Annotated in this window: 17 protein-coding genes; 13 read left to right on the plus strand and 4 right to left on the minus strand. The window is 37.1% G+C overall.

Annotated elements, in window-relative coordinates:
* Positions 1 to 30 precede the first annotated feature (30 nt).
* A complete protein-coding gene (locus AADJ06_RS16055; protein WP_341227498.1) occupies positions 31 to 735 on the minus strand; it encodes a rhodanese-like domain-containing protein in 705 nt (234 codons plus the stop codon).
* Between the two features lie 158 nt (positions 736 to 893).
* Here AADJ06_RS16055 and eno point away from each other — a divergent pair, with 158 nt between their 5' ends.
* The 4 genes from eno to AADJ06_RS16075 all read left to right on the plus strand — a co-directional run bounded on the left by eno (position 894) and on the right by AADJ06_RS16075 (position 3921).
* Positions 894 to 2177 carry a phosphopyruvate hydratase gene (gene eno, locus AADJ06_RS16060; RefSeq protein ID WP_341227499.1) on the plus strand — a complete coding sequence of 428 codons (1284 nt, stop codon included), beginning with the start codon at positions 894 to 896 and terminating at the stop codon, positions 2175 to 2177.
* A 266-nt stretch (positions 2178 to 2443) separates the two neighbouring features.
* Complete coding sequence (locus AADJ06_RS16065) at positions 2444 to 2767, plus strand: septum formation initiator family protein (RefSeq protein ID WP_341227500.1); 324 nt, start codon at positions 2444 to 2446, stop codon at positions 2765 to 2767.
* 122 nt (positions 2768 to 2889) lie between these two features.
* Complete coding sequence (locus AADJ06_RS16070) at positions 2890 to 3405, plus strand: low molecular weight protein-tyrosine-phosphatase (RefSeq protein ID WP_341227501.1); 516 nt, start codon at positions 2890 to 2892, stop codon at positions 3403 to 3405.
* Entirely contained in the window at positions 3406 to 3921 is a 516-nt protein-coding gene (locus tag AADJ06_RS16075) for a hypothetical protein (protein WP_341227502.1), read from the plus strand. It begins immediately after the preceding gene.
* On the opposite strand, the gene AADJ06_RS16080 is transcribed toward AADJ06_RS16075, so the two are convergent.
* The 3 genes from AADJ06_RS16080 to dacB all read right to left on the minus strand — a co-directional run bounded on the left by AADJ06_RS16080 (position 3908) and on the right by dacB (position 9572).
* The gene (locus AADJ06_RS16080; protein WP_341227503.1) at positions 3908 to 4657 is read right to left on the minus strand and encodes an ROK family protein; all 750 of its coding nucleotides are present in this window, start codon (positions 4655 to 4657) and stop codon (positions 3908 to 3910) included. The two genes, AADJ06_RS16075 and AADJ06_RS16080, sit on opposite strands and share 14 nt — an antisense overlap.
* Positions 4658 to 4708: 51 nt before the next feature.
* Positions 4709 to 7987 carry a proline dehydrogenase family protein gene (locus AADJ06_RS16085; RefSeq protein ID WP_341227504.1) on the minus strand — a complete coding sequence of 1093 codons (3279 nt, stop codon included), beginning with the start codon at positions 7985 to 7987 and terminating at the stop codon, positions 4709 to 4711.
* Positions 7988 to 8135: 148 nt separating this feature from the next.
* Entirely contained in the window at positions 8136 to 9572 is a 1437-nt protein-coding gene (gene dacB, locus AADJ06_RS16090; RefSeq protein ID WP_341227505.1) for a D-alanyl-D-alanine carboxypeptidase/D-alanyl-D-alanine-endopeptidase, read from the minus strand.
* Positions 9573 to 9764: 192 nt separating this feature from the next.
* Between dacB and AADJ06_RS16095 the strand changes: the two genes are divergently transcribed.
* The 9 genes from AADJ06_RS16095 to AADJ06_RS16135 all read left to right on the plus strand — a co-directional run bounded on the left by AADJ06_RS16095 (position 9765) and on the right by AADJ06_RS16135 (position 17813).
* A complete protein-coding gene (locus AADJ06_RS16095; protein ID WP_341227506.1) occupies positions 9765 to 11189 on the plus strand; it encodes an MBL fold metallo-hydrolase in 1425 nt (474 codons plus the stop codon).
* 95 nt (positions 11190 to 11284) lie between these two features.
* Positions 11285 to 12238: an acetyl-CoA carboxylase carboxyltransferase subunit alpha gene (locus tag AADJ06_RS16100; RefSeq protein WP_341227507.1), complete on the plus strand. Its 954-nt coding sequence runs from the start codon at positions 11285 to 11287 to the stop codon at positions 12236 to 12238.
* Between the two features lie 2 nt (positions 12239 to 12240).
* Positions 12241 to 12861 (plus strand): HAD family phosphatase, encoded by a 621-nt coding sequence (locus tag AADJ06_RS16105; protein WP_341227508.1) that lies wholly within the window; start codon positions 12241 to 12243, stop codon positions 12859 to 12861.
* A complete protein-coding gene (locus tag AADJ06_RS16110) occupies positions 12861 to 14033 on the plus strand; it encodes a site-2 protease family protein (protein ID WP_341227509.1) in 1173 nt (390 codons plus the stop codon). The genes AADJ06_RS16105 and AADJ06_RS16110 overlap by 1 nt, the downstream gene beginning before the upstream one ends.
* A gap of 4 nt (positions 14034 to 14037) precedes the next feature.
* A complete protein-coding gene (locus AADJ06_RS16115) occupies positions 14038 to 14598 on the plus strand; it encodes a 1-acyl-sn-glycerol-3-phosphate acyltransferase (protein WP_341227510.1) in 561 nt (186 codons plus the stop codon).
* Between the two features lie 69 nt (positions 14599 to 14667).
* Positions 14668 to 15837, plus strand: a complete 1170-nt coding sequence (locus AADJ06_RS16120) for an aminotransferase class I/II-fold pyridoxal phosphate-dependent enzyme (RefSeq protein ID WP_341227511.1) — start codon at positions 14668 to 14670, stop codon at positions 15835 to 15837.
* Positions 15838 to 15933: 96 nt separating this feature from the next.
* A complete protein-coding gene (locus AADJ06_RS16125; protein ID WP_341227512.1) occupies positions 15934 to 16359 on the plus strand; it encodes an OsmC family protein in 426 nt (141 codons plus the stop codon).
* Positions 16360 to 16416: 57 nt separating this feature from the next.
* Positions 16417 to 16848 (plus strand): hypothetical protein, encoded by a 432-nt coding sequence (locus AADJ06_RS16130; RefSeq protein ID WP_341227513.1) that lies wholly within the window; start codon positions 16417 to 16419, stop codon positions 16846 to 16848.
* 170 nt (positions 16849 to 17018) lie between these two features.
* Positions 17019 to 17813: a thymidylate synthase gene (locus AADJ06_RS16135; RefSeq protein WP_341227514.1), complete on the plus strand. Its 795-nt coding sequence runs from the start codon at positions 17019 to 17021 to the stop codon at positions 17811 to 17813.
* Positions 17814 to 18546: the final 733 nt, after the last annotated feature.

Raw genomic sequence — 18546 nt, forward strand, 5'->3', positions numbered from 1 at the left:
ACCACAAATATAATGAAAATGTAAGGTCAATTATCTCCCAGGTCTGAACAAGACCTTTTGAAGTTCATTTTCTTCTATTTCACCAGAATACCGCCAGACCTGCTTGCCTTTATTGAAATAAATGAAAGTAGGGGTTTCTGTAGCTTTAAAATGTTCCGTAATCGCTAGTTCTTTACTGGCGTCAATTTTTAGTAGTTTTATTCCGCTTTTATTACCCGTATTTTTCCTGATAATAGGCTCCATAACTTTACAATGACTGCACCATGGAGCACTTAAAAAAACGAAAACCTTGTCATCCGTATTTATAGCTTGCATAAGGTTTTCTAAAGTGAAAGCTGCTATGGGCTTCGTGTCAAGTCTCGAAGAAACATAAGGTTTGCTAGAAGCTGTCCAGTTAGAAAAGCCTCCAGATAAATAGTAAACCTCCTGAAAACCTAGGCCTTTTAAGAAAATAGAGGCATTTTTAGCATCAATGGTGGTAGAGGAATAAAGGAACAGGGCTTGTTTTTTGTCAAATTTAGATGTCATTAGTTCGTCAAAATCTACGCGTCCATAGTCTAGGTTAATAGCCTTTTTTATATGACCTCTATGAAATAGGTCTTCTGAACGAAGGTCTAAAAGTGAAGCCGAAGGATTTTCCTTAAACGCTTTTTGAAAAATGGAAGGATTTAAGCCGGTTAGGTCTTGACCAAAACTGCTTAAACTCAGCAGAAGGAGAACAATAGAATATTTCATTTGACAGTATTAAATAATTAACAACAAAGCTCCTCAATTCTTATTATGTAATGTGCATTAATAATTATTTATTTACTTTGTGCAGATTTAAGGAAATGCCGCTAGTAAGTAGAAGCTTTCCAATATAAAGTTGTATTTGTTAAAGTAAAATAATAAGAATGAGTCAAATTGCAAGAGTACATGCCAGACAGATTTTGGATTCTAGAGGAAATCCTACTGTAGAGGTAGACGTAAGAACTGTTAATGGATATGTGGGCCGTGCTGCTGTTCCTTCTGGAGCGAGTACAGGTGTTCATGAGGCTGTAGAGCTAAGAGATAACGACAAAAACACGTACGTAGGTAAAGGTGTTTTGAAGGCTATCGAAAATGTTAATACAGTGATAGCGGAGTCTGTTTTAGGTATGAACGTTTTGGAGCAAAATTTAATTGACCAAACGATGATTGACCTTGATGGTACTGCCAACAAAGGGAAATTAGGAGCAAATGCTATTTTGGGTGTTTCTTTGGCAGTAGCTAAAGCAGCAGCTCAAGAAGCAGACTTACCATTATATAGATATTTAGGTGGTGTTAATGCTAATACATTACCAGTACCAATGATGAACATCATTAATGGTGGTTCTCACGCTGATAACTCTATCGACTTTCAAGAGTTTATGGTAATGCCAGCAAAGGCAGATACTTTCTCTGAGTCTTTAAGAATGGGAGTTGAAGTATTTCACAACCTTAAGAAAGTTTTAAGTGCGAAAGGATTTTCTACTAACGTAGGAGACGAAGGAGGATTTGCTCCAAATATCGGTTCTAATGAAGAAGCGATTGAAACTATCCTTACTGCCATTGAAAAAGCTGGATATAAGCCAGGCGAAGATGTTTTCATAGCTATGGATGCTGCTTCTTCTGAGTTTTATAACAAAGAAACAGGTCTTTATGAGTTCAAAAAATCTTCTGGTCAGAAATTGACTTCTGAAGAAATGGCGGCTTATTGGGATAGTTGGGCTGATAAATACCCAATCGTTTCTATTGAAGACGGAATGGATGAAGATGACTGGGCTGGATGGGCTGAGCATACTAGACTTTCTGGAAAGAAAATTCAATTAGTAGGTGACGATTTGTTCGTAACAAACGTGAAACGTCTTTCTACTGGAATTGAGCAAAGCATTGCTAACTCTATCTTAATTAAAGTTAACCAAATTGGTTCTTTAACAGAGACTATTGATACTGTAAACTTGGCTCATAAAAACCAGTATACATCTGTAATGTCTCACCGTTCTGGTGAAACTGAAGATGCTACAATTGCTGATTTAGCTGTAGCTCTTAACACAGGTCAAATCAAAACTGGTTCTGCTTCTCGTTCTGATAGAATGGCGAAATACAACCAATTATTAAGAATTGAAGAGGAATTAGGAGCTTCTGCTAATTTCCCAGGTTTGAAATTTAGAGGATAATTCGTGTAAACGAATTACAAATTCAAATTGAGAAAAAGCCATCTGAGAAATCAGATGGTTTTTTTTGTGGCCAAAACCAAGACGAAAATCACGTCAATCTTCAAAACAGAAAATATTTAATTTCTAAATAGCTCTAACGCTGGTTATCAGGAGAAATATATCTTTGATTTCATTGGTGAAGAAGATTGACTTGAAATTAAATTAGGTGCTATTACGCATTTGTTAATCTTTACGTAAATTTGATTTCCTAATAAAAAATACGTGCAATGAATAATAACCTTCCAGAGTTCCTTAAAAAGAACAGTTTCTACGTGTATAGTTTCGGCTTTTTGTTGGTTTGGCTCACTTTTTTTGACGGTGCTAACCTAATTACACAATTCAAGTATTGGCAAAAACTAAAGAGCTACGAAAGCCAGATTGAGTATTATGATGAAGAGTTAGTCAAAGTTAAAGCTAAAGAAAAAGGCATTTTGAATAACTTGGATGCCCTAGAGAAGTTCGGTCGTGAAAAGTATTTGATGAAGAAGGAGGGGGAAACAGTTTTTGTTTTAGTTGATGAAGACGGTGATTTGATGGAAGAAGTGGAGTAGTTAAACACTGATTTATATAAAGAATTTATAAGCCTTGTCAGGAATCTTTTGATTTCATTGGACAAGGCTTTATTTTTTAAAAAGCATAAGCTTATCTTTAATTTCAAGATTGAATAATAATTATGGTAAAAGTACTTTTTGTGTGTTTGGGTAATATCTGTAGGTCACCTTTAGGGGAAGCATCTTTCAGAGAAATTGTGAGAAGGAGAGGGCTTTCAGATTTTTTTGAAGTCGATTCTGCAGGAACGGCTGGTTATCATATTGGAAAAACGCCTGATAGAAGGAGTCTCGAGGTTTTAGAAGAGAATAATTTGGTGACAAGTCATGTGGGCCGAAAATTGTCTGAAGAAGACTTTGATGTTTTTGACCATATCGCAGTCATGGACGAGGCTAACTTTGAATACGTACATAACATGTATCATAAAGCCAAAAACATGCCGCCGCCAGCAGAAAAACTGTTTTTGATAAGAGACTTTGACCCAGAAGTCAGGGGAATTCAGGAAGTGCCAGACCCATATTATGAATCACATAAAGCCTTTCAAGAAGTCTATAAAATCCTTTGGCGAAGTAATGAAGCTCTACTGGAGCATTTAATGGAAATGCATAATATAGTGGAACCTTCAGACGAAGAAGAATAAATGAATATTAAAGAAACGTTACTACGAGATAGGTCAAAAGCTACATGTGAGCGAATTGTAGCTTATATTGATTACGATACTCGAAAATGTCAAGAATGGGCTGATTGTTTCTTTTCTAATAATTCTATTTTAAGTCAAAAGGCCGCTTGGGTATTGCATTTTATTACCGATGAAACACCAGAAATGGTAGAGGTTTATCAGAACGACTTTCTGAATAAATTAAAGGAAACAGACCTTCATGATGCCGTTGTCAGAGCTATTTGTAGGCATTGGGGAGAGCATGGCTTTCCAGAAGATATAGAGGGCGATGTCTATGATGTTTGTCTAAAATATCTTCAAGATAGTTCATCCATAGCCATAAAGGCACACGCCATGTACGCTTGTAATCGATTGGCCCAAAAATATCCTGAGTTAAAGCAAGAATTTAAATTAGTTTTAGAAGAACTAATGTTGAAATATGGAGATGAATCTCCTGCCATAAGAAGCAGGAGTTCTAAACTACTTAAGCGTCTTTAGCCATCCCAATGGAGGCCATAGCAGCACCTATAATACCAGCTTCGTTTCTGGTTTCAGCTACTACCAAGTTTATATCATCAGAGAAATGAGGATATAGTTTATCCCATTTTTTGCTGGCTCCGCCACCCACTATCATTAAGTCAGGCGAGCACACTCTTTTTACGTATTTGAAAAAATAGTTTAAGCGTTCCGCCCACTCGTCATTACTGAGGTTCTTATTTTTTCTTATAGAATCCGCAGCATATTTTTCCACAGGCGTATTTTTTTTGTAACGTAAATGACCCAGTTCGAAATTAGGAATCAGCTGCCCATTATAGAACACTCCTGAACCTATGCCCGTCCCTAGCGTAACCGTTACCACCAAGCCATCTTTTCCTTTTCCTGAGCCATAATGCATTTCGGCTAAGCCAGCTGCATCAGCATCGTTTATGACTTTAAAATCATTTCCACAAACTTCTTTGAAAAGCTTGTCAATGTGTACGTTCACCCAGTCTTTATGAAGGTTACTTTGTGATTTACACTGGCCATTTGCTACAATGGTAGGAAAACCTACACCAACTGGGCCTTTCCAGTTAAAGTGGTCAAGTACCTCTTTAACAGCCAACGCCATAGTTCCTGGAAGTGCTGGTCTGGGAGTTTCTACTCTAAATCTTTCTGCCATTAATTCACCTGTTTCTACATTTACAGGTGCACCTTTAATTCCCGAACCTCCTACATCAATTCCAAATAACTCCATACGTGACTTTGTTGTTTTTTGTGCAATTTATCATTTTTGATCAAGTCATTATTAAGCTTCGCCCAATAAATTGCCATATCGGTGAAAATTAAATGAGAAATTTTGCTCTGTCAAGTAGTTTAAAAGTTCGATTCTTCCATTTGGACTTGGCTTACCATCATAAATCTGAACAGATTTCTTGTGACATAGTAATCTTAGCTCTTCCATGTTTTCTGTAGCCAAAGAACGAATAACCGTATCATGGTTTATTTCTTCTTCAGAAAGGTCATAAGGAGCTTTAGTTTCCGTTTTTAGACCGAGCACCTTACACGCAATTTTGACTAAATCTAAATCGTGTTCGTTCGTTTTTTCATCAGCCAAAATTAGAACCTTTTCAGGCTTCATATAACTGTTAAGATTATACTGCCCCCTTAGTTTGGCGTAGTCTATTTCTTTTTCAAAAAGCTCGGTTGCCCATTTTTTATAACTTTGCTCTGCTTCTGCCAAAGTTGCTTCTTTTTTAGCAGGAGTTAGAAACTGCAGAACATAATTTAGACCGCCCGCTTTCATTCCAAAACCAAAGTTAGATGCTTTCATGCCACCAAATGGTTGCCTTTCTACTATAGCACCTGTGGTAGGTCTGTTTACATAAAGGTTACCTGCTTTTATCTTGCTTTTCCAGAAAGCCACCTCGTTTTTGTCTAAAGATTCTAGTCCAGAAGTTAAACCATAGTCCACACCATTTACCAAGTCAATAGCCTCTTCTAGGTTTGTTGCCTTCATTACAGACAGGATTGGCCCGAAAAGCTCATTTTGATATTCATAACTTTCCGTGGTAATTCCCCATTTAATACCAGGACTTAAAAAGAAGTCTCCTTTTCTTACTGGTTTAACCAACCAGTCTTCATCCGCAGTGTTTTCAAGAACGTGCAAGATTTTCTCGGGAATAGGAACAGCCAATGGGCCAACTTGAGTCTCTAGATTCCAAGGGTTGCCATGAAACTTGCTTTCGGCAGCATCTTTCAAAAGATTTTTGAAATGTTCATCTTCAAAAATCTCCTTTTCTAAAATAAGCAAAGAAGTGGCAGAACATTTTTGGCCTGCATTTCCAAATGCACTTTGAACCACATTTTTAATGGCTTGCTCTCTATCTGCTAATGCAGAAACTATGGTACTATTTTTTCCACCAGTTTCAGCAAAAAGGTTAAGCGTAGGGTTTCTGTTTAAGAGAAACTGAGCAGTATCTGTACTTCCTGTGAGTATGACTGCGTCAAAAGTGTTTCCGCTTGCTAGAAACGGGTCAAGGTTGCTTTCCTCGGTAGGTAGAAAGGCGAAAATATCGGTAGAGATACCTGCGTCAAATAAACATTTACTGGTCAAATAGGCAGTAGCCGTGGCATTAGAAGAAGGTTTAAGAATTGCTCTTTTACCCGCTGCCAAAGATGCTAAAACACCACCAATAGGGATAGCAACCGGGAAGTTCCAAGGCGAAAGGATTAGATTGACCCCTTCTTTGTGAGTAATTTCAATTTCTTTAGAAAGCTGTAAAATAGATTCTGCATAATAATTAGCAAAATCTACCGCTTCAGAAACTTCTACATCTACTTCTGCAGTAGTTTTCCCTAATTCGGCTATTGCTACAGAGATTAGTAATCCACGGTTTTTCTCTATTTCTACAGCCACTTTGCGTAGCATTTCTGCTCTTGTATGTACAGACTCATTATGCCAGTTGGTTTCCGTTTTTAGGAAATTATGGTAATCATTTTCTGATGCCATCTGGTACGACCAGTTTGGCATGCCGTTCCAACCTTCCAGCTGAACAGTATTGTTACTATCACTGTTTGGCACCACAGGAATTAAGCTTGGCAAATTCTCATTCCAGTTAATTCTTACAGCTTCTATCCAGTCTCTATTCACCTGTAAAGTCCAGTCAGTGTTGGCTACGTTATAAAAATGCTCTTGTGGAATAAACGTTTCCGTGTTTCTATTTTGACCTCTCTTTGCTGTGGTAGACACCGTTTCTATAAGTTCTGCGGAGCTTAAAAATTGTCTTTTAATTTCATTCCATTTGTCAGAACCCACTTCTAGACCAAAACCTTCTTTAAGGAAGTTGCCGTCTTGTGTTCCTTCGTCTAATCTTCTTACTAAATATGCCATGGCAGAGTTATAGTTCTCTTTTTTGACAATAGGCGTATAAAGTAAAATATGGGCTTTTTGTGAAGCTAAACTCTTTACAGTTTCGTTTGCCATGCCTTCTAGCATTTCAAAATCTACATAATCATAAAGGTTCTTTTTTTGAACGAAGTGAAGGCCAAAAGCAAGGTCAAAGATATTGTGCGACGCAATACCAAGGTTTAATGCCTTTAGTTTATCGAGCGAAAGAGCTTGGAGGAGTAGTTTCTTGAAATTGGCGTCAGTATGTACTTTTTGGGTATATGGAGCCACTTCCCAATCTTCTAGCGAAGCTTCGGTCATTTCCATTTCCATGTTGGCACCCTTTACCAATCTCACTTTAACTGGCGAACCACCTTGTTTTACTCTTTCAGTGGCCCAGTTTTGAAGTTTTACTAACTCATCAAACGTATCAGGAAGGTAAGCTTGTAAAACAATACCGGCTCTAAGGTTTTTATACTTCTCTAATGAGAGAGTTCTGGTAAACGTGTCAACTGTCATTTGAAGATCACGATACTCCTCCATGTCTAAATTCACAAACTTCCAGACACCCGTTTCTTGGTGAATTAAATAGAGCTCGTCATAAATGGTAGATAGTTTTTCTACCAAAAGAGCCACGGAATGCTCATAAGCCAAAGACGTAATTTGAGAATAAATTGTAGAAATCTTAATAGAGATATAATCTACATCATTTTGACGAAGTAAATCTTTGTATTGTTGAATTCTTTCTTCTGCTTCGTTTTCTCCTATTAAAGCTTCGCCAATAAGGTTGACGTTAAGTTGTATACCTTCACTCTTTCTTTGAGCGGCATGTTTGGTAAATCTGCTTTTACCCACAAAATACACAATGGAGTTTGTTACTTGCTGGATTTGTGAAAGCATTAAAGGCATGCTAATAGACGGGAAGTAATGACCTATACTTCTATATAGCTTCACCAGAATACGCTCAAATGAATTAAAAAGCCCCTTGTGGTCCTTTCCTGAATTAAAAAGGCCTAAGACATAGTCTGAAACTCTTTTGTTATTTTTAGACCTAAAGGCTACGTCCATCAATCTGATGAGAAAGTGTTTAGAAGATGGCGACTTAATGATGGGGTCCATTCTGTCGGCAAAATCATTTTTCTCTGTTGAGTTAGAGCCATTTTGAAGTTCCTCTGCCAAAAGAAGAACTTCTTGCATTTCTTTGTTATTTAGCATGTAATGAAATAGCATGCACCATGGAAATGATGCTTTATTGATGAATTGTAATAAAACGCAAATCTAGATTAATTCTTTCGATTTTGAACTTATCAAATTAGAAGAATCAATAGAGATACGGAAGGCATTTCTATCGAGTTGCCATTTTTACTAAAAAATTATCCAGAAAACTACGAACCTTCGAAGAAGATTCTGGTTCATAGCGATTTACGGCTATCATAAAAGCATAAGCTACGCCTTGTTTATCTTTAAAGTAACCAGCGAAAGCCCTGGTGCTTTCTATAGAGCCACTTTTAGCATGAACTCTTCCTCCCGTTCTTTTTTGTCGGTCTTTATAACGTACGCTTCCCTCACGCCCTAAAACAGGAATTGTGTTTAGAAAAGTATCATATTCCTTCTCTTTACTCATTGCCGTCAAAATATTGGTCATGTTTGTGGCCGTAATATAACCTGAGGGAGAAAGCCCACTTCCGTCTTTAGGGTTAAAACCTGCTAGGTCTGGTACACGTTCTGCCCAGTGAGTTTTCAGAGATTTTATAGCGTCATTGAAATTCTCGAAACCGACATCAGCTAAAGAGGCTGTATGAAGAAAAGCGTCTGCATAGAGGTTTATGCTAGAGAAATTACAGTCTTGGCTTAGCTCACCTAGGGTTTGAGAGAGAAACCTTTTGATAAGATGCTTTTCTACTTGCGGACTTGGCAGGTCTGTTGCTAAAGGTGTCAAATGTTTGTCGGCCACCTCTATTCCGTTCTTTTCTAACATCCTTATAAGTTCTATTCTAAAAAGTTTTGCTGGATTCGGAATAGAGCCTTTTACCGGGAAATTCCTTTTTCCTAAGGGCACGGTACCTTTTAAAACTAGTACCTCAGAGTTTGGATTGCTATAAATGTAAACTTGGTCGCCGCTGTTTGACGGTCCGGTTTTTACCAAATTTATTATTTGCCAATCGGGGTCAAAAGGAACTAGACTTTTTACTGAAGAATTGGCTCCAATGGAATTTCCTGGGTTAAAATAAACTTTGAAGTAATTCTCATTAATGTTAAACTTATGAGGGATGGCTCCATAATAATTCCCCATGTCTCCCCATATCCAGGAGTCAGGTGCGTCAAACTCAAAAGCGGTGTTATCATTAATAATAACATTACCGTCAATTTGCTTTATGCCTAATGTGTTTAATGTTTGGAAAATGTCATCCAATACTTGATTATATGGGTTGCGGCCTCTTTCAGAGCCAAAGCTTGGGTCGCCGTTTCCTTCAATGATAAGGTCACCAGTCAATATGTTATTTCTTATTTCACCAGAGTAAAGGATGTCTGTTTTATAACGAAAACTGGAACCAAGTTTATTTAAAACAGTGGCGGTCGTAATCAGTTTTAAAGTGCTGGCGGAGTTAACGCCTTTGTCTTCATTAAAAGAAAGTACAGGTTTATTGTCAGAAACCCGGTGTATAGATGCCGCTACTATACCATGCTCTATTCCATCACTTACCTGAAACCTTTTAAGTTCGGTAAGAAGGTCGCTTTGAATGGCAGAAAATTGAAGTAGAATTAATGCGAAAATTGTCATTTATCAGTTTGATAAGCTTTTGTAATAGGGCTAAATATACTTGTCAAGTCGCACTTTTACTTAAGAATTGAGAATTTATCTAGACTTTAATGGGTCATAACTCCATAATACTTGATACAATAAATAATTTACTAAAACTTAAATCAATACCTTTGCTTTCTTGCAATCCTTCAACAAGCGATAAACAATTTGATGAAACTTTCCTTTTATGGAGCGGCCAGACAGGTCACCGGAAGTACTTTTTTATTAGAACTAGACGACGACTACCGTATCCTTATAGACTGTGGTACTGATTTAAGCGGAAAAGAAAAGACAGAAGAAGAATCTGAGGATTCCTTTGGTTTGTTTCCTTTTGACGCCAGTATGGTAAACCTGGTAATGCTTACTCATGCTCATATAGACCATAGTGGTCAAATTCCTAACCTTTACCGTGAAGGCTATGAAGGACAGGTTTTGTGTACTGAACCTACCTTAGACCTTTCTGAAATTTTGCTTTATGATGCGGCTTCACTTTATCAAAGAAAGCTAAAGGCTATAGAGAAGAATAAAAAGTATTCTAAAAAGAGAAAAGCTATAAAATCAGGGCCATATTATCTTTCTAGCCAGGTTAATCATGCCATGGATAATTTTGTGCCGCTGTCTTATAATAACCGTTTTAAGTTTAAAGATAAAGGTTGGGTTACTTTTCTACCAGCAGGCCATTTACTAGGAGCTGCTCATATTTTATTAGAAGTAGAAAATAACGGAAAAATGGAGACCATTTGTTTTTCTGGTGACGTAGGAAGGCGTAATTATCCATTATTGCCAGACCCTTACCCAGTTCCTGATGTCGACTATTTGGTATGTGAAACTACCTATGGAGATAGGCAGCATGAAGATAATGAAGATGCCGAAAAAAGACTGAAAGAGATTATTCAAGAATGCTGTATTGATGTGCCCGGAAGGTTAATTATCCCAACTTTTAGTGTGGGAAGAACACAGGCACTACTTTATACGCTGAATAAGCTTTATGACAAACATGAAATAGAGCCTATCAAAGTGTTTACAGATAGCCCGTTGGCAAGAAAAAGCACAGAAATACACGAAAAATATAGTAGGTATTTAAATGATGAGGCTAGAGAAATAAAACACTTAGATGATACGCTTTTTGATTTTGAAAACTTACATTATTTAAAAACCAATCAAGAGTCTCAGAGTATTGCTTATCATAATGAAGCCTGCATAATTATATCTTCTTCAGGGATGATTACGGGTGGGAGGATAGAACATCATATAGCGGAAAACATTGAAAATCCTTATGCTACAGTTTTATTTATAGGCTATGCTACGGAAGGAACTATTGGCTACCGTCTCAGAAATAAAGAGATTTCGGAGATTACTATTCGTGGAACTAGAAAAGATGTGAATGCCAATATTAGAAGCACGGATGTGTTTAGCGGGCATGGTGATTTAGAAGATTTGGTACATTTTGCGAAGCAGCAAAATCCAGAAAAACTGAAGAAAGTATTTCTGGTTCATGGCGAAATAGACTCTATGTTAAATTTCAAAACTGTGCTAGAGTCAGAAGGTTTTAAAAACATTGAAATTCCGGAAAAGGGGGAAGTCTTTGAAATTTGATTTAATTTTGAATTTGAAATGTTGCCAAAAGTCTTTGAGGCAACCTTTGTATGCATAAATTGCGTTTAGAAAATAAAGTGAACTTATAATAAAGAATGAGAACATTATTAGAATTTGAAAAGCCAATAGCGGAGCTTGAATCTAAATTGGAAGACATGAAAACCCTGGCCTCGGAAAATAACGTAGATGTTAGCTCGGCTGTAAGAAATCTTTCAAATAGTATAGAGGAGTTGAGAAAAGACACTTTCAGTAATTTGACTAGATGGCAAAGAGTTCAGCTTTCACGTCACCCAGATAGACCTTATTCTTTAGACTATATAGAGTTGCTATGTGATGAGTTTCACGAGCTTCATGGTGATAGAAACGTTAAAGACGACCCAGCAATAGTCAGTGGTTTAGCTAATATTGATGGAAAATCTGTTATGATTATTGGCCAGCAAAAAGGCCGTAAAACTAAAGAAAGACAATACAGGAATTTTGGTATGCCAAATCCTGAGGGCTACAGAAAAGCACTCAGAATGATGAAAATGGCTGAGAAGTTTAATATTCCAATTGTTACTTTGATAGATACTCCCGGTGCTTTTCCAGGATTAGAAGCGGAAGAAAGAGGTCAAGGGGAAGCCATTGCCAGAAACCTAAAAGAAATGATGACCCTGAACGTTCCTGTTATTTGTATAGTGATAGGAGAAGGAGCTTCAGGTGGAGCTTTAGGGATAGGAATTGGGGATAGAGTTTTGATGTTAGAAAACTCTTGGTACTCGGTTATTTCTCCAGAAAACTGCTCTACTATACTTTGGAAAAGTTGGGACTTTAAGGAGCAAGCGGCTGATGCCCTAAAACTTACTGCAGAAGACATGATGGGTTTTGGTCTGGTAGATGATATAGTGAAAGAACCTCGTGGGGGAGCTCACTTAGACTTTGAAACTATGGGTAAAACACTTAAAAAGACCATTTTGTCTGAAATAAAAGCTTTGAATAAGCTTAATCCAGAGGAGAGAATTAGTAAAAGAATTGATAAATTTTGCTCCATGGGAGTGGTAGTAGAGTAAGGATGGGGAATTACAAGGCTGTTCTTTTTGATTTCGGTAATGTCATTATCAATATTGACCCTGAACTTACCTTAAAAGCTTTTTCTGAAATTTCCGGTAAGTCTGTTGCGAGAGTAAAAGACAAACTGGAAATGAGCCAGCTTAATAGAAGGTATGAAACGGGGCTTTTTGAGGATGAGGAGTTTAGAGAAATAGTACGTCAAACCATCGGTTATCCATTTAGCGATAAAGAGGTGGATGACGCTTGGAATGCCCTTTTGCAAGATTTACCGCCTTATAGAATAAGCCTAATTCTAGAGTTGAAAGATAAATATCCCGTTTATTTGCTAAGCAATACCAATAGCATTCATATCAAAAAGTGCGACCAAATATTTAGAGACCAGTTTGGAATACCAAATGTGAAGGCTCTATTTACAAAGGCTTTCTATTCTTACGAAATGGGGCTTTGGAAACCTGATAAAGAAATATACAACACCGTTTTGAGGGATATTGAACAAAAAGCGGAGGATGTACTGTTTATAGATGACAATGCCGCCAATATAGCTTCGGCAGCAGAAATGGGCTTTCAAACTATATTGATGGACCCAAAAAACGACGATGTCATCAATCATTTTAAAATTTAATGAAGAAGCATAAAACGCTTATAATTCAATTAACCTTATTCATAGTAACTGTCATAGTCACCACATTTGCAGGAATGGAGTGGGTAACGGGTAAAACGGTCATAGTAGAAGGCTTAGACTGGGAATTGTTAGAAAAGGGTTTTATCTGGTATGCTTTTCCATTTTTGGCTTTTCTTACGGTGCATGAGTTTGGGCATTATTTTGTGGCCAAATGGCGAAAAGTAAAAGTGACACTTCCGTATTACATCCCCATGTGGATTCCAGGTGTTTCCTTCGGAACAATGGGGGCCTTGATTCGTATCAAAGAAGTTATAAAGACTAAGCTTAATTATTTTGATATTGGTGTGGCAGGGCCTTTGGCAGGTTTTGTGGTGGCTTTTGGCTTTCTAGCTTATGGTTATGCAAACTTACCAGAGAAGGAATTTATTTTTGACATACATCCTGAATATGAGCAGTATGGCGAAAACTATGGAGAATACGCCTATCAGCCAGTTTATGCCTTGGATGAATATGGGAAAGTAGACAGCACTCAGCTAGTAGAGGTAGGGGCTTTTAAGTTAGGAGACAGTATTTTAAGCAAATTGATAAAAGACACCTTTGCTGATGAGAAATTACTACCACACCCTAATGAGTTAATACATTATCCTTTTATTCTTGCGGGTTTTCTAGGCCTATTTTTCACGGCTTTAAATCTAATGCCTATTGGTCAGTTAGATGGTGGACATATCTTGTTTTCCCTGATTGGAGAAAAAAAATTTAATAAGGTTTCACCCGTTCTGTTCACCAGTTTCGTGTTTTTTGCTGGTTTAGGTTTTTATAAAGTAGATGAATTAAACGAGCTGTTTTATAAAGAGGGTTTTCAGGCTCTCTGGAATTTCTTGTTTTATGTGTTTGCCGTTTATGTGTCTTTTAGCAGAGTCACTCCAAACGTGAAAACCAACCTTATCATAGCTTTATCGGTGATATTGTTACAGCTATGTGTTTCTTATTTGTTTCCTGATATAGAGGGTTATTCAGGTTTTTTGGCCTTTTCTGTTCTCTTGGGGAGGTTTTTAGGCATATATCATCCTCCTGTAATTGATAAGAAACCATTAAATACCACGCGAGTAGTATTAGGGTGGATTAGTCTTTTAATTTTCGTACTTTGCTTCAGCCCTTACCCATTTTATTAAATCAGTGATAGCTAGATTCTTCTTTGCCTTATTTAGATGGAAACTTATTGGTACTATTCCAATAGACCTTAAAAAGGGGGTTATAGCAGTATGTCCGCATACCTCATGGCTTGATTTTCCTGTTGGTCTTATGGCCAGGGGAGCTATGAGGCGTAAAATTGGTTATTTGGGTAAAGCAGAATTGTTTAATTCACCAGTTGGCTTTCTGTTCAAATGGCTGGGTGGAACGCCCGTTATAAGAAACGCTAACATGAATATGGTAGAAAGTTACGCCATTACCATTAAAGGTGCTGATGACATGCTTTTTGCTTTGGCTCCTGAAGGAACTAGGAAAAATGTAGCTAAACTAAAAACTGGTTTTTACTACATGGCCGTAGGGGGTGAAATACCGATTATTCCTGTAGGTTTCGACTTTAAAAGAAAAGAAGTAATAATTAGCGAACCTTTTATGCCAACTGGCGATTTTGAAAAGGATATGAAAAAACACTTTGTACCTTTCTTTAAGACAATACATAATGTCAAAAAAGATTGGCTTACGAATTATGAAAATGGCATATTTGCCTGATAATTAATTACAGAACAATTTTAAGGAAGTATTTGAGGGAAATTACCTCAATTCTTACGTTTACTTTCAATGAAAGATACTACCAAATTAATCAAGATACAGACAGAGAGAACACAGCATGGAGAGCACTCTACGCCAATGTTTTTGACATCAAGTTTTACATTTGAAGATGCTGGGCATGGCAAAGCACTTTTCAATAATGAAGTAGAAGGGAATATTTATTCAAGATACTCTAATCCGTCGGTGCAAGAGTTTATTGATAAGGTTTGTATGCTGGAAGGTTTAGAAACTGGTTTTGCCACCGCCTCAGGAATGGCAGCGGTCTTTGCTGGTTTTGCTGCTCATTTGGAGTCAGGCGACCATCTAATTTCTAGCAAAGCTCTTTTTGGTTCTGCTCATCAAATTATTACGCAAATACTTCCTAAATGGGGTATCACGCATACTTATTTGGAAGTTAACGCTACCGAAGAGGACTGGAATAATGCGGTGCAGGAAAACACTAAGATGATTTACTGCGAGACGCCATCTAACCCAGGTTTAGACTTGGTAGACTTAGAAATGCTAGGTAAAGTGGCTAAAAAGCATGATTTGATATATTATATTGATAATTGTTTTGCTACTCCGGTAATTCAAAAACCTGCGGATTTTGGAGCAGATTTGATAGTACATTCCGCTACCAAATTCATGGACGGGCAAGGTAGAGTAATGGGTGGAATCATAGTAGGTACGCCAGAGCGTATGGAAAAAGTAACTTTTTTTTGTAGACATACGGGTCCTGCTCTTTCTCCATTTAATGCTTGGGTACTTTCTAAAAGTTTGGAAACACTACATTTAAGAGTAGATAAGCATTGTGATAACGCTTTAAAACTTGCGGAAGCTTTGCAAGGTTTGGAAGGAGTGTCAAAGGTTAATTATCCTTTTTTAGATTCGCATCCACAGTCGGCTTTGGCTAAGAAACAGATGAAAAGTGGAGGTGCACTGGTAACTATAGATTTAGAAGGTGGCTTTGAACGAATTGTTCGCTTTACCAAATTGTTAACCATACCAAGTAAAACCTCAAATTTAGGAGATACCAGAACTACCATCACAAATCCTAACACCACAACTCACTCAAAAGTGGCTCAGGAGATTAAAGATGAGTTAGGCATTACAGAGGGGCTTATGAGGGTTTCCGTTGGTTTAGAAGATATTGATGATTTAATAGAAGATTTTAAGCAGGCGATTTTAGGGTCGAAATGAGATTCTAGAGTTAAGATTAATGACAAAAGACAAAAGATTTTTCTGGTCAATTGCGAGTCTAGTATCTATTGTCTGAAAAGTCTAAAAAAGGAAAAAATGAAAGTACAATTAACAAGAGTAGATGACGCCTTCCACTTAACGGGCAAGGGCTCATCAGATAGTTTAGTACATATAGATGCCTCTGAAAAAGTAGGTGGGCATAATGCTGGTAGCCGACCAATGGAGCTTCTATTGATGGGCTTGGGCGGTTGTGCCTCTATAGACGTTGTGATTATTTTGCAAAAGCAAAAGCAAGTGATAGAGGATTTCGATGTCATTATTTCTGGAGAGAGAGAGACCATCGAAGGAACGCAAATGTCGCCTTTCAGAAGTATTAATGTGCACTTTGAAGTGAAAGGGCAGATAGATGCTAAGAAAATGAAAAAGGCGATTACCATGTCAATGGAGAAATACTGCTCGGCTACCGCCCAATTCCAGAGTTCAGCTGAGATAACGCATAGTTTTGAGATTTTGAGAGGGTAGGATGTTTGATGTCAGAAGTTATGGATAATTTAACCAACTGAACTAAAAACAAACTGAATGGGAATATTTGGAAACATATTTGGAAGTAAAAAACTAAAAATGATTGACTCTGATTTTGGAGAAATTGAGAGTTTTAGCGTTCGCGGAAATAATGTGGGTTGGAAATTTAAAAAACGTTTTTTGGATTCTGATGTTGAAATTTTAATTGATGGAACTAAAGAAAGTATATCTGAAGATCAAAAAAGGATTTTAAAAAATGCTTTGAATAAAGAGTCGAAAATCAAATCTGAATCTGAAAACGCTTTAAAAGAACAATTTTATAATGCGGAAATGAAATTTGTATCGATTGAAAAACATTTCGACGTGAATAGTATTTCAGTAGGAGACAGTGGATTTGAATTAGCATTTCAGGAAAAAAAAGACCCTTATTATTACTTCAATGTTCATTTTGAGAATAACAAACAAGTTGGTGTTTCTATAGATGGATAATTTAGATCTAAATCATAGCTAATAAGTGCTAACTTAAAAAGTTTGTGCCTTTTTATAAGCCATGTTTCATACACAAACCGTTTCGCGATTATTAAGTACTTTTAATTAAATATAATTTTCTAGCGAAAAAACAACAGACATCAGACAACGAGCAACAGACAAAAAAACAAATGAAACAATACCAAAACCTCCTAAAACATATTCTGGCAGAAGGTGCCATGAAAACTGACCGTACTGGTACAGGTACTAAGAGTGTTTTTGGCTATCAGATGCGTTTCAATTTGCAAGAAGGTTTTCCTTTGGTAACGACCAAGAAGATTCACATTCCATCTGTGGTGCATGAGTTGCTCTGGTTTATTGCTGGTGACACCAATATCAAATACCTTACAGAGAATAAAGTAAGAATTTGGAACGAGTGGGCTGACGAAAACGGTGATTTAGGACCTGTTTACGGTAAACAATGGCGTTCATGGCCAAAACCAAATGGAGGTACTATAGATCAATTAAAAACGGTTATTGAACAAATCAAAACTTCACCAGACTCCAGAAGAATCATAGTTTCGGCATGGAATGTAGGCGAGCTTTCAGAAATGGCTCTGATGCCTTGTCATGCATTATTTCAGTTTTATGTGGCTGATGGCAAACTGTCATGCCAACTATATCAGCGTAGTTCCGATGTGTTTTTGGGTGTGCCATTTAATATAGCCTCCTATGCATTGCTTACGCACATGATAGCTCAAGAATGTAATTTAGAAGTAGGTGACTTTGTTTGGACAAGTGGAGATACACATATTTACACAAATCATTTTGAGCAGGTAAACGAACAATTAACAAGAACGCCAAAAGCATTACCTAAGTTGGTGCTTAATCCTGATATTAAATCAGTCTTCGATTTCAAATTTGAAGATATCAAAATAGAAAACTACGACCCATATCCCTTGATAAAAGGGAAGGTGGCTGTTTAATGACAATTTTGTAATGATTTTGGCAAAAGGCCCAAAACCCCGCCAAACGAATTAAATTATTGATATTTGTTTCTATTAATATATCGCTCCGCTGGAGCTCAAAGGAAAATCAATTATATTTAAATTTCTTACTAACCAAATACTGTTTGAAGGACATTTGTGATTTCGGATTTCAATGTTTTAATCAAATTGATTATGCCAATCGAAATTCCAATTGTACAAGTTTATTTGGTTAATGGTTTTTGGTTCGTTTTTGCCCAAACAAAAATGAATGCCCGTCCCTGTCTGCCGACAGGCAGGCGGCAGGACAGCCAGGAATAAGGTGTAAAACAATAAGGATACTTTAGAGAGCTAAGGTATGATTATTTATATCTAAAAGAACAGTTTGTCATGATTTTGGCAAACACGCCAAAATCCCGCCAAACGAATTAAATTTTGCTATTTGTTTCTATTAATATATCGCTCCGCTGGAGCCAAAAAGAAATCAATTATAATTAAATTCCATACTAACCAAATACTGTTTGAAGGACAGTTGTAATTTCGGATTTCACTGTTTTAATCAAATAGATTATATCAATCGAAATTCCAATTGTACAAGTTTATTTGGTTAATGGTTTTTGGTTCGTTTTTGCCCAAACAAAAATGAATGCCCGTCCCTGTCTGCCGACAGGCAGGCGGCAGGACAGCCAGGAATAAGGTGTAAAACAATAAGGATACTTTAGAGAGCTAAGGT

The sequence above is a fragment of the uncultured Arcticibacterium sp. genome, assembly GCF_964021845.1.
Taxonomy (GTDB): Bacteria; Bacteroidota; Bacteroidia; order Cytophagales; family Spirosomataceae; genus Arcticibacterium.

What these genes read in the sequence shown, in the direction of transcription:
- dacB (WP_341227505.1), bottom strand. Translation starts at nt 9,572, where the DNA reads ATGACAATTTTCGCATTAATTCTACTTCAATTTTCTGCCATTCAAAGC.
- eno (WP_341227499.1), top strand. Translation starts at nt 894, where the DNA reads ATGAGTCAAATTGCAAGAGTACATGCCAGACAGATTTTGGATTCTAGA.
- AADJ06_RS16065 (WP_341227500.1), top strand. Translation starts at nt 2,444, where the DNA reads ATGAATAATAACCTTCCAGAGTTCCTTAAAAAGAACAGTTTCTACGTG.
- AADJ06_RS16055 (WP_341227498.1), bottom strand. Translation starts at nt 735, where the DNA reads ATGAAATATTCTATTGTTCTCCTTCTGCTGAGTTTAAGCAGTTTTGGT.
- AADJ06_RS16135 (WP_341227514.1), top strand. Translation starts at nt 17,019, where the DNA reads ATGAAACAATACCAAAACCTCCTAAAACATATTCTGGCAGAAGGTGCC.
- AADJ06_RS16105 (WP_341227508.1), top strand. Translation starts at nt 12,241, where the DNA reads ATGGGGAATTACAAGGCTGTTCTTTTTGATTTCGGTAATGTCATTATC.
- AADJ06_RS16085 (WP_341227504.1), bottom strand. Translation starts at nt 7,987, where the DNA reads ATGCAAGAAGTTCTTCTTTTGGCAGAGGAACTTCAAAATGGCTCTAAC.
- AADJ06_RS16070 (WP_341227501.1), top strand. Translation starts at nt 2,890, where the DNA reads ATGGTAAAAGTACTTTTTGTGTGTTTGGGTAATATCTGTAGGTCACCT.
- AADJ06_RS16080 (WP_341227503.1), bottom strand. Translation starts at nt 4,657, where the DNA reads ATGGAGTTATTTGGAATTGATGTAGGAGGTTCGGGAATTAAAGGTGCA.
- AADJ06_RS16125 (WP_341227512.1), top strand. Translation starts at nt 15,934, where the DNA reads ATGAAAGTACAATTAACAAGAGTAGATGACGCCTTCCACTTAACGGGC.
- AADJ06_RS16130 (WP_341227513.1), top strand. Translation starts at nt 16,417, where the DNA reads ATGGGAATATTTGGAAACATATTTGGAAGTAAAAAACTAAAAATGATT.
- AADJ06_RS16110 (WP_341227509.1), top strand. Translation starts at nt 12,861, where the DNA reads ATGAAGAAGCATAAAACGCTTATAATTCAATTAACCTTATTCATAGTA.
- AADJ06_RS16120 (WP_341227511.1), top strand. Translation starts at nt 14,668, where the DNA reads ATGAAAGATACTACCAAATTAATCAAGATACAGACAGAGAGAACACAG.
- AADJ06_RS16095 (WP_341227506.1), top strand. Translation starts at nt 9,765, where the DNA reads ATGAAACTTTCCTTTTATGGAGCGGCCAGACAGGTCACCGGAAGTACT.
- AADJ06_RS16075 (WP_341227502.1), top strand. Translation starts at nt 3,406, where the DNA reads ATGAATATTAAAGAAACGTTACTACGAGATAGGTCAAAAGCTACATGT.
- AADJ06_RS16100 (WP_341227507.1), top strand. Translation starts at nt 11,285, where the DNA reads ATGAGAACATTATTAGAATTTGAAAAGCCAATAGCGGAGCTTGAATCT.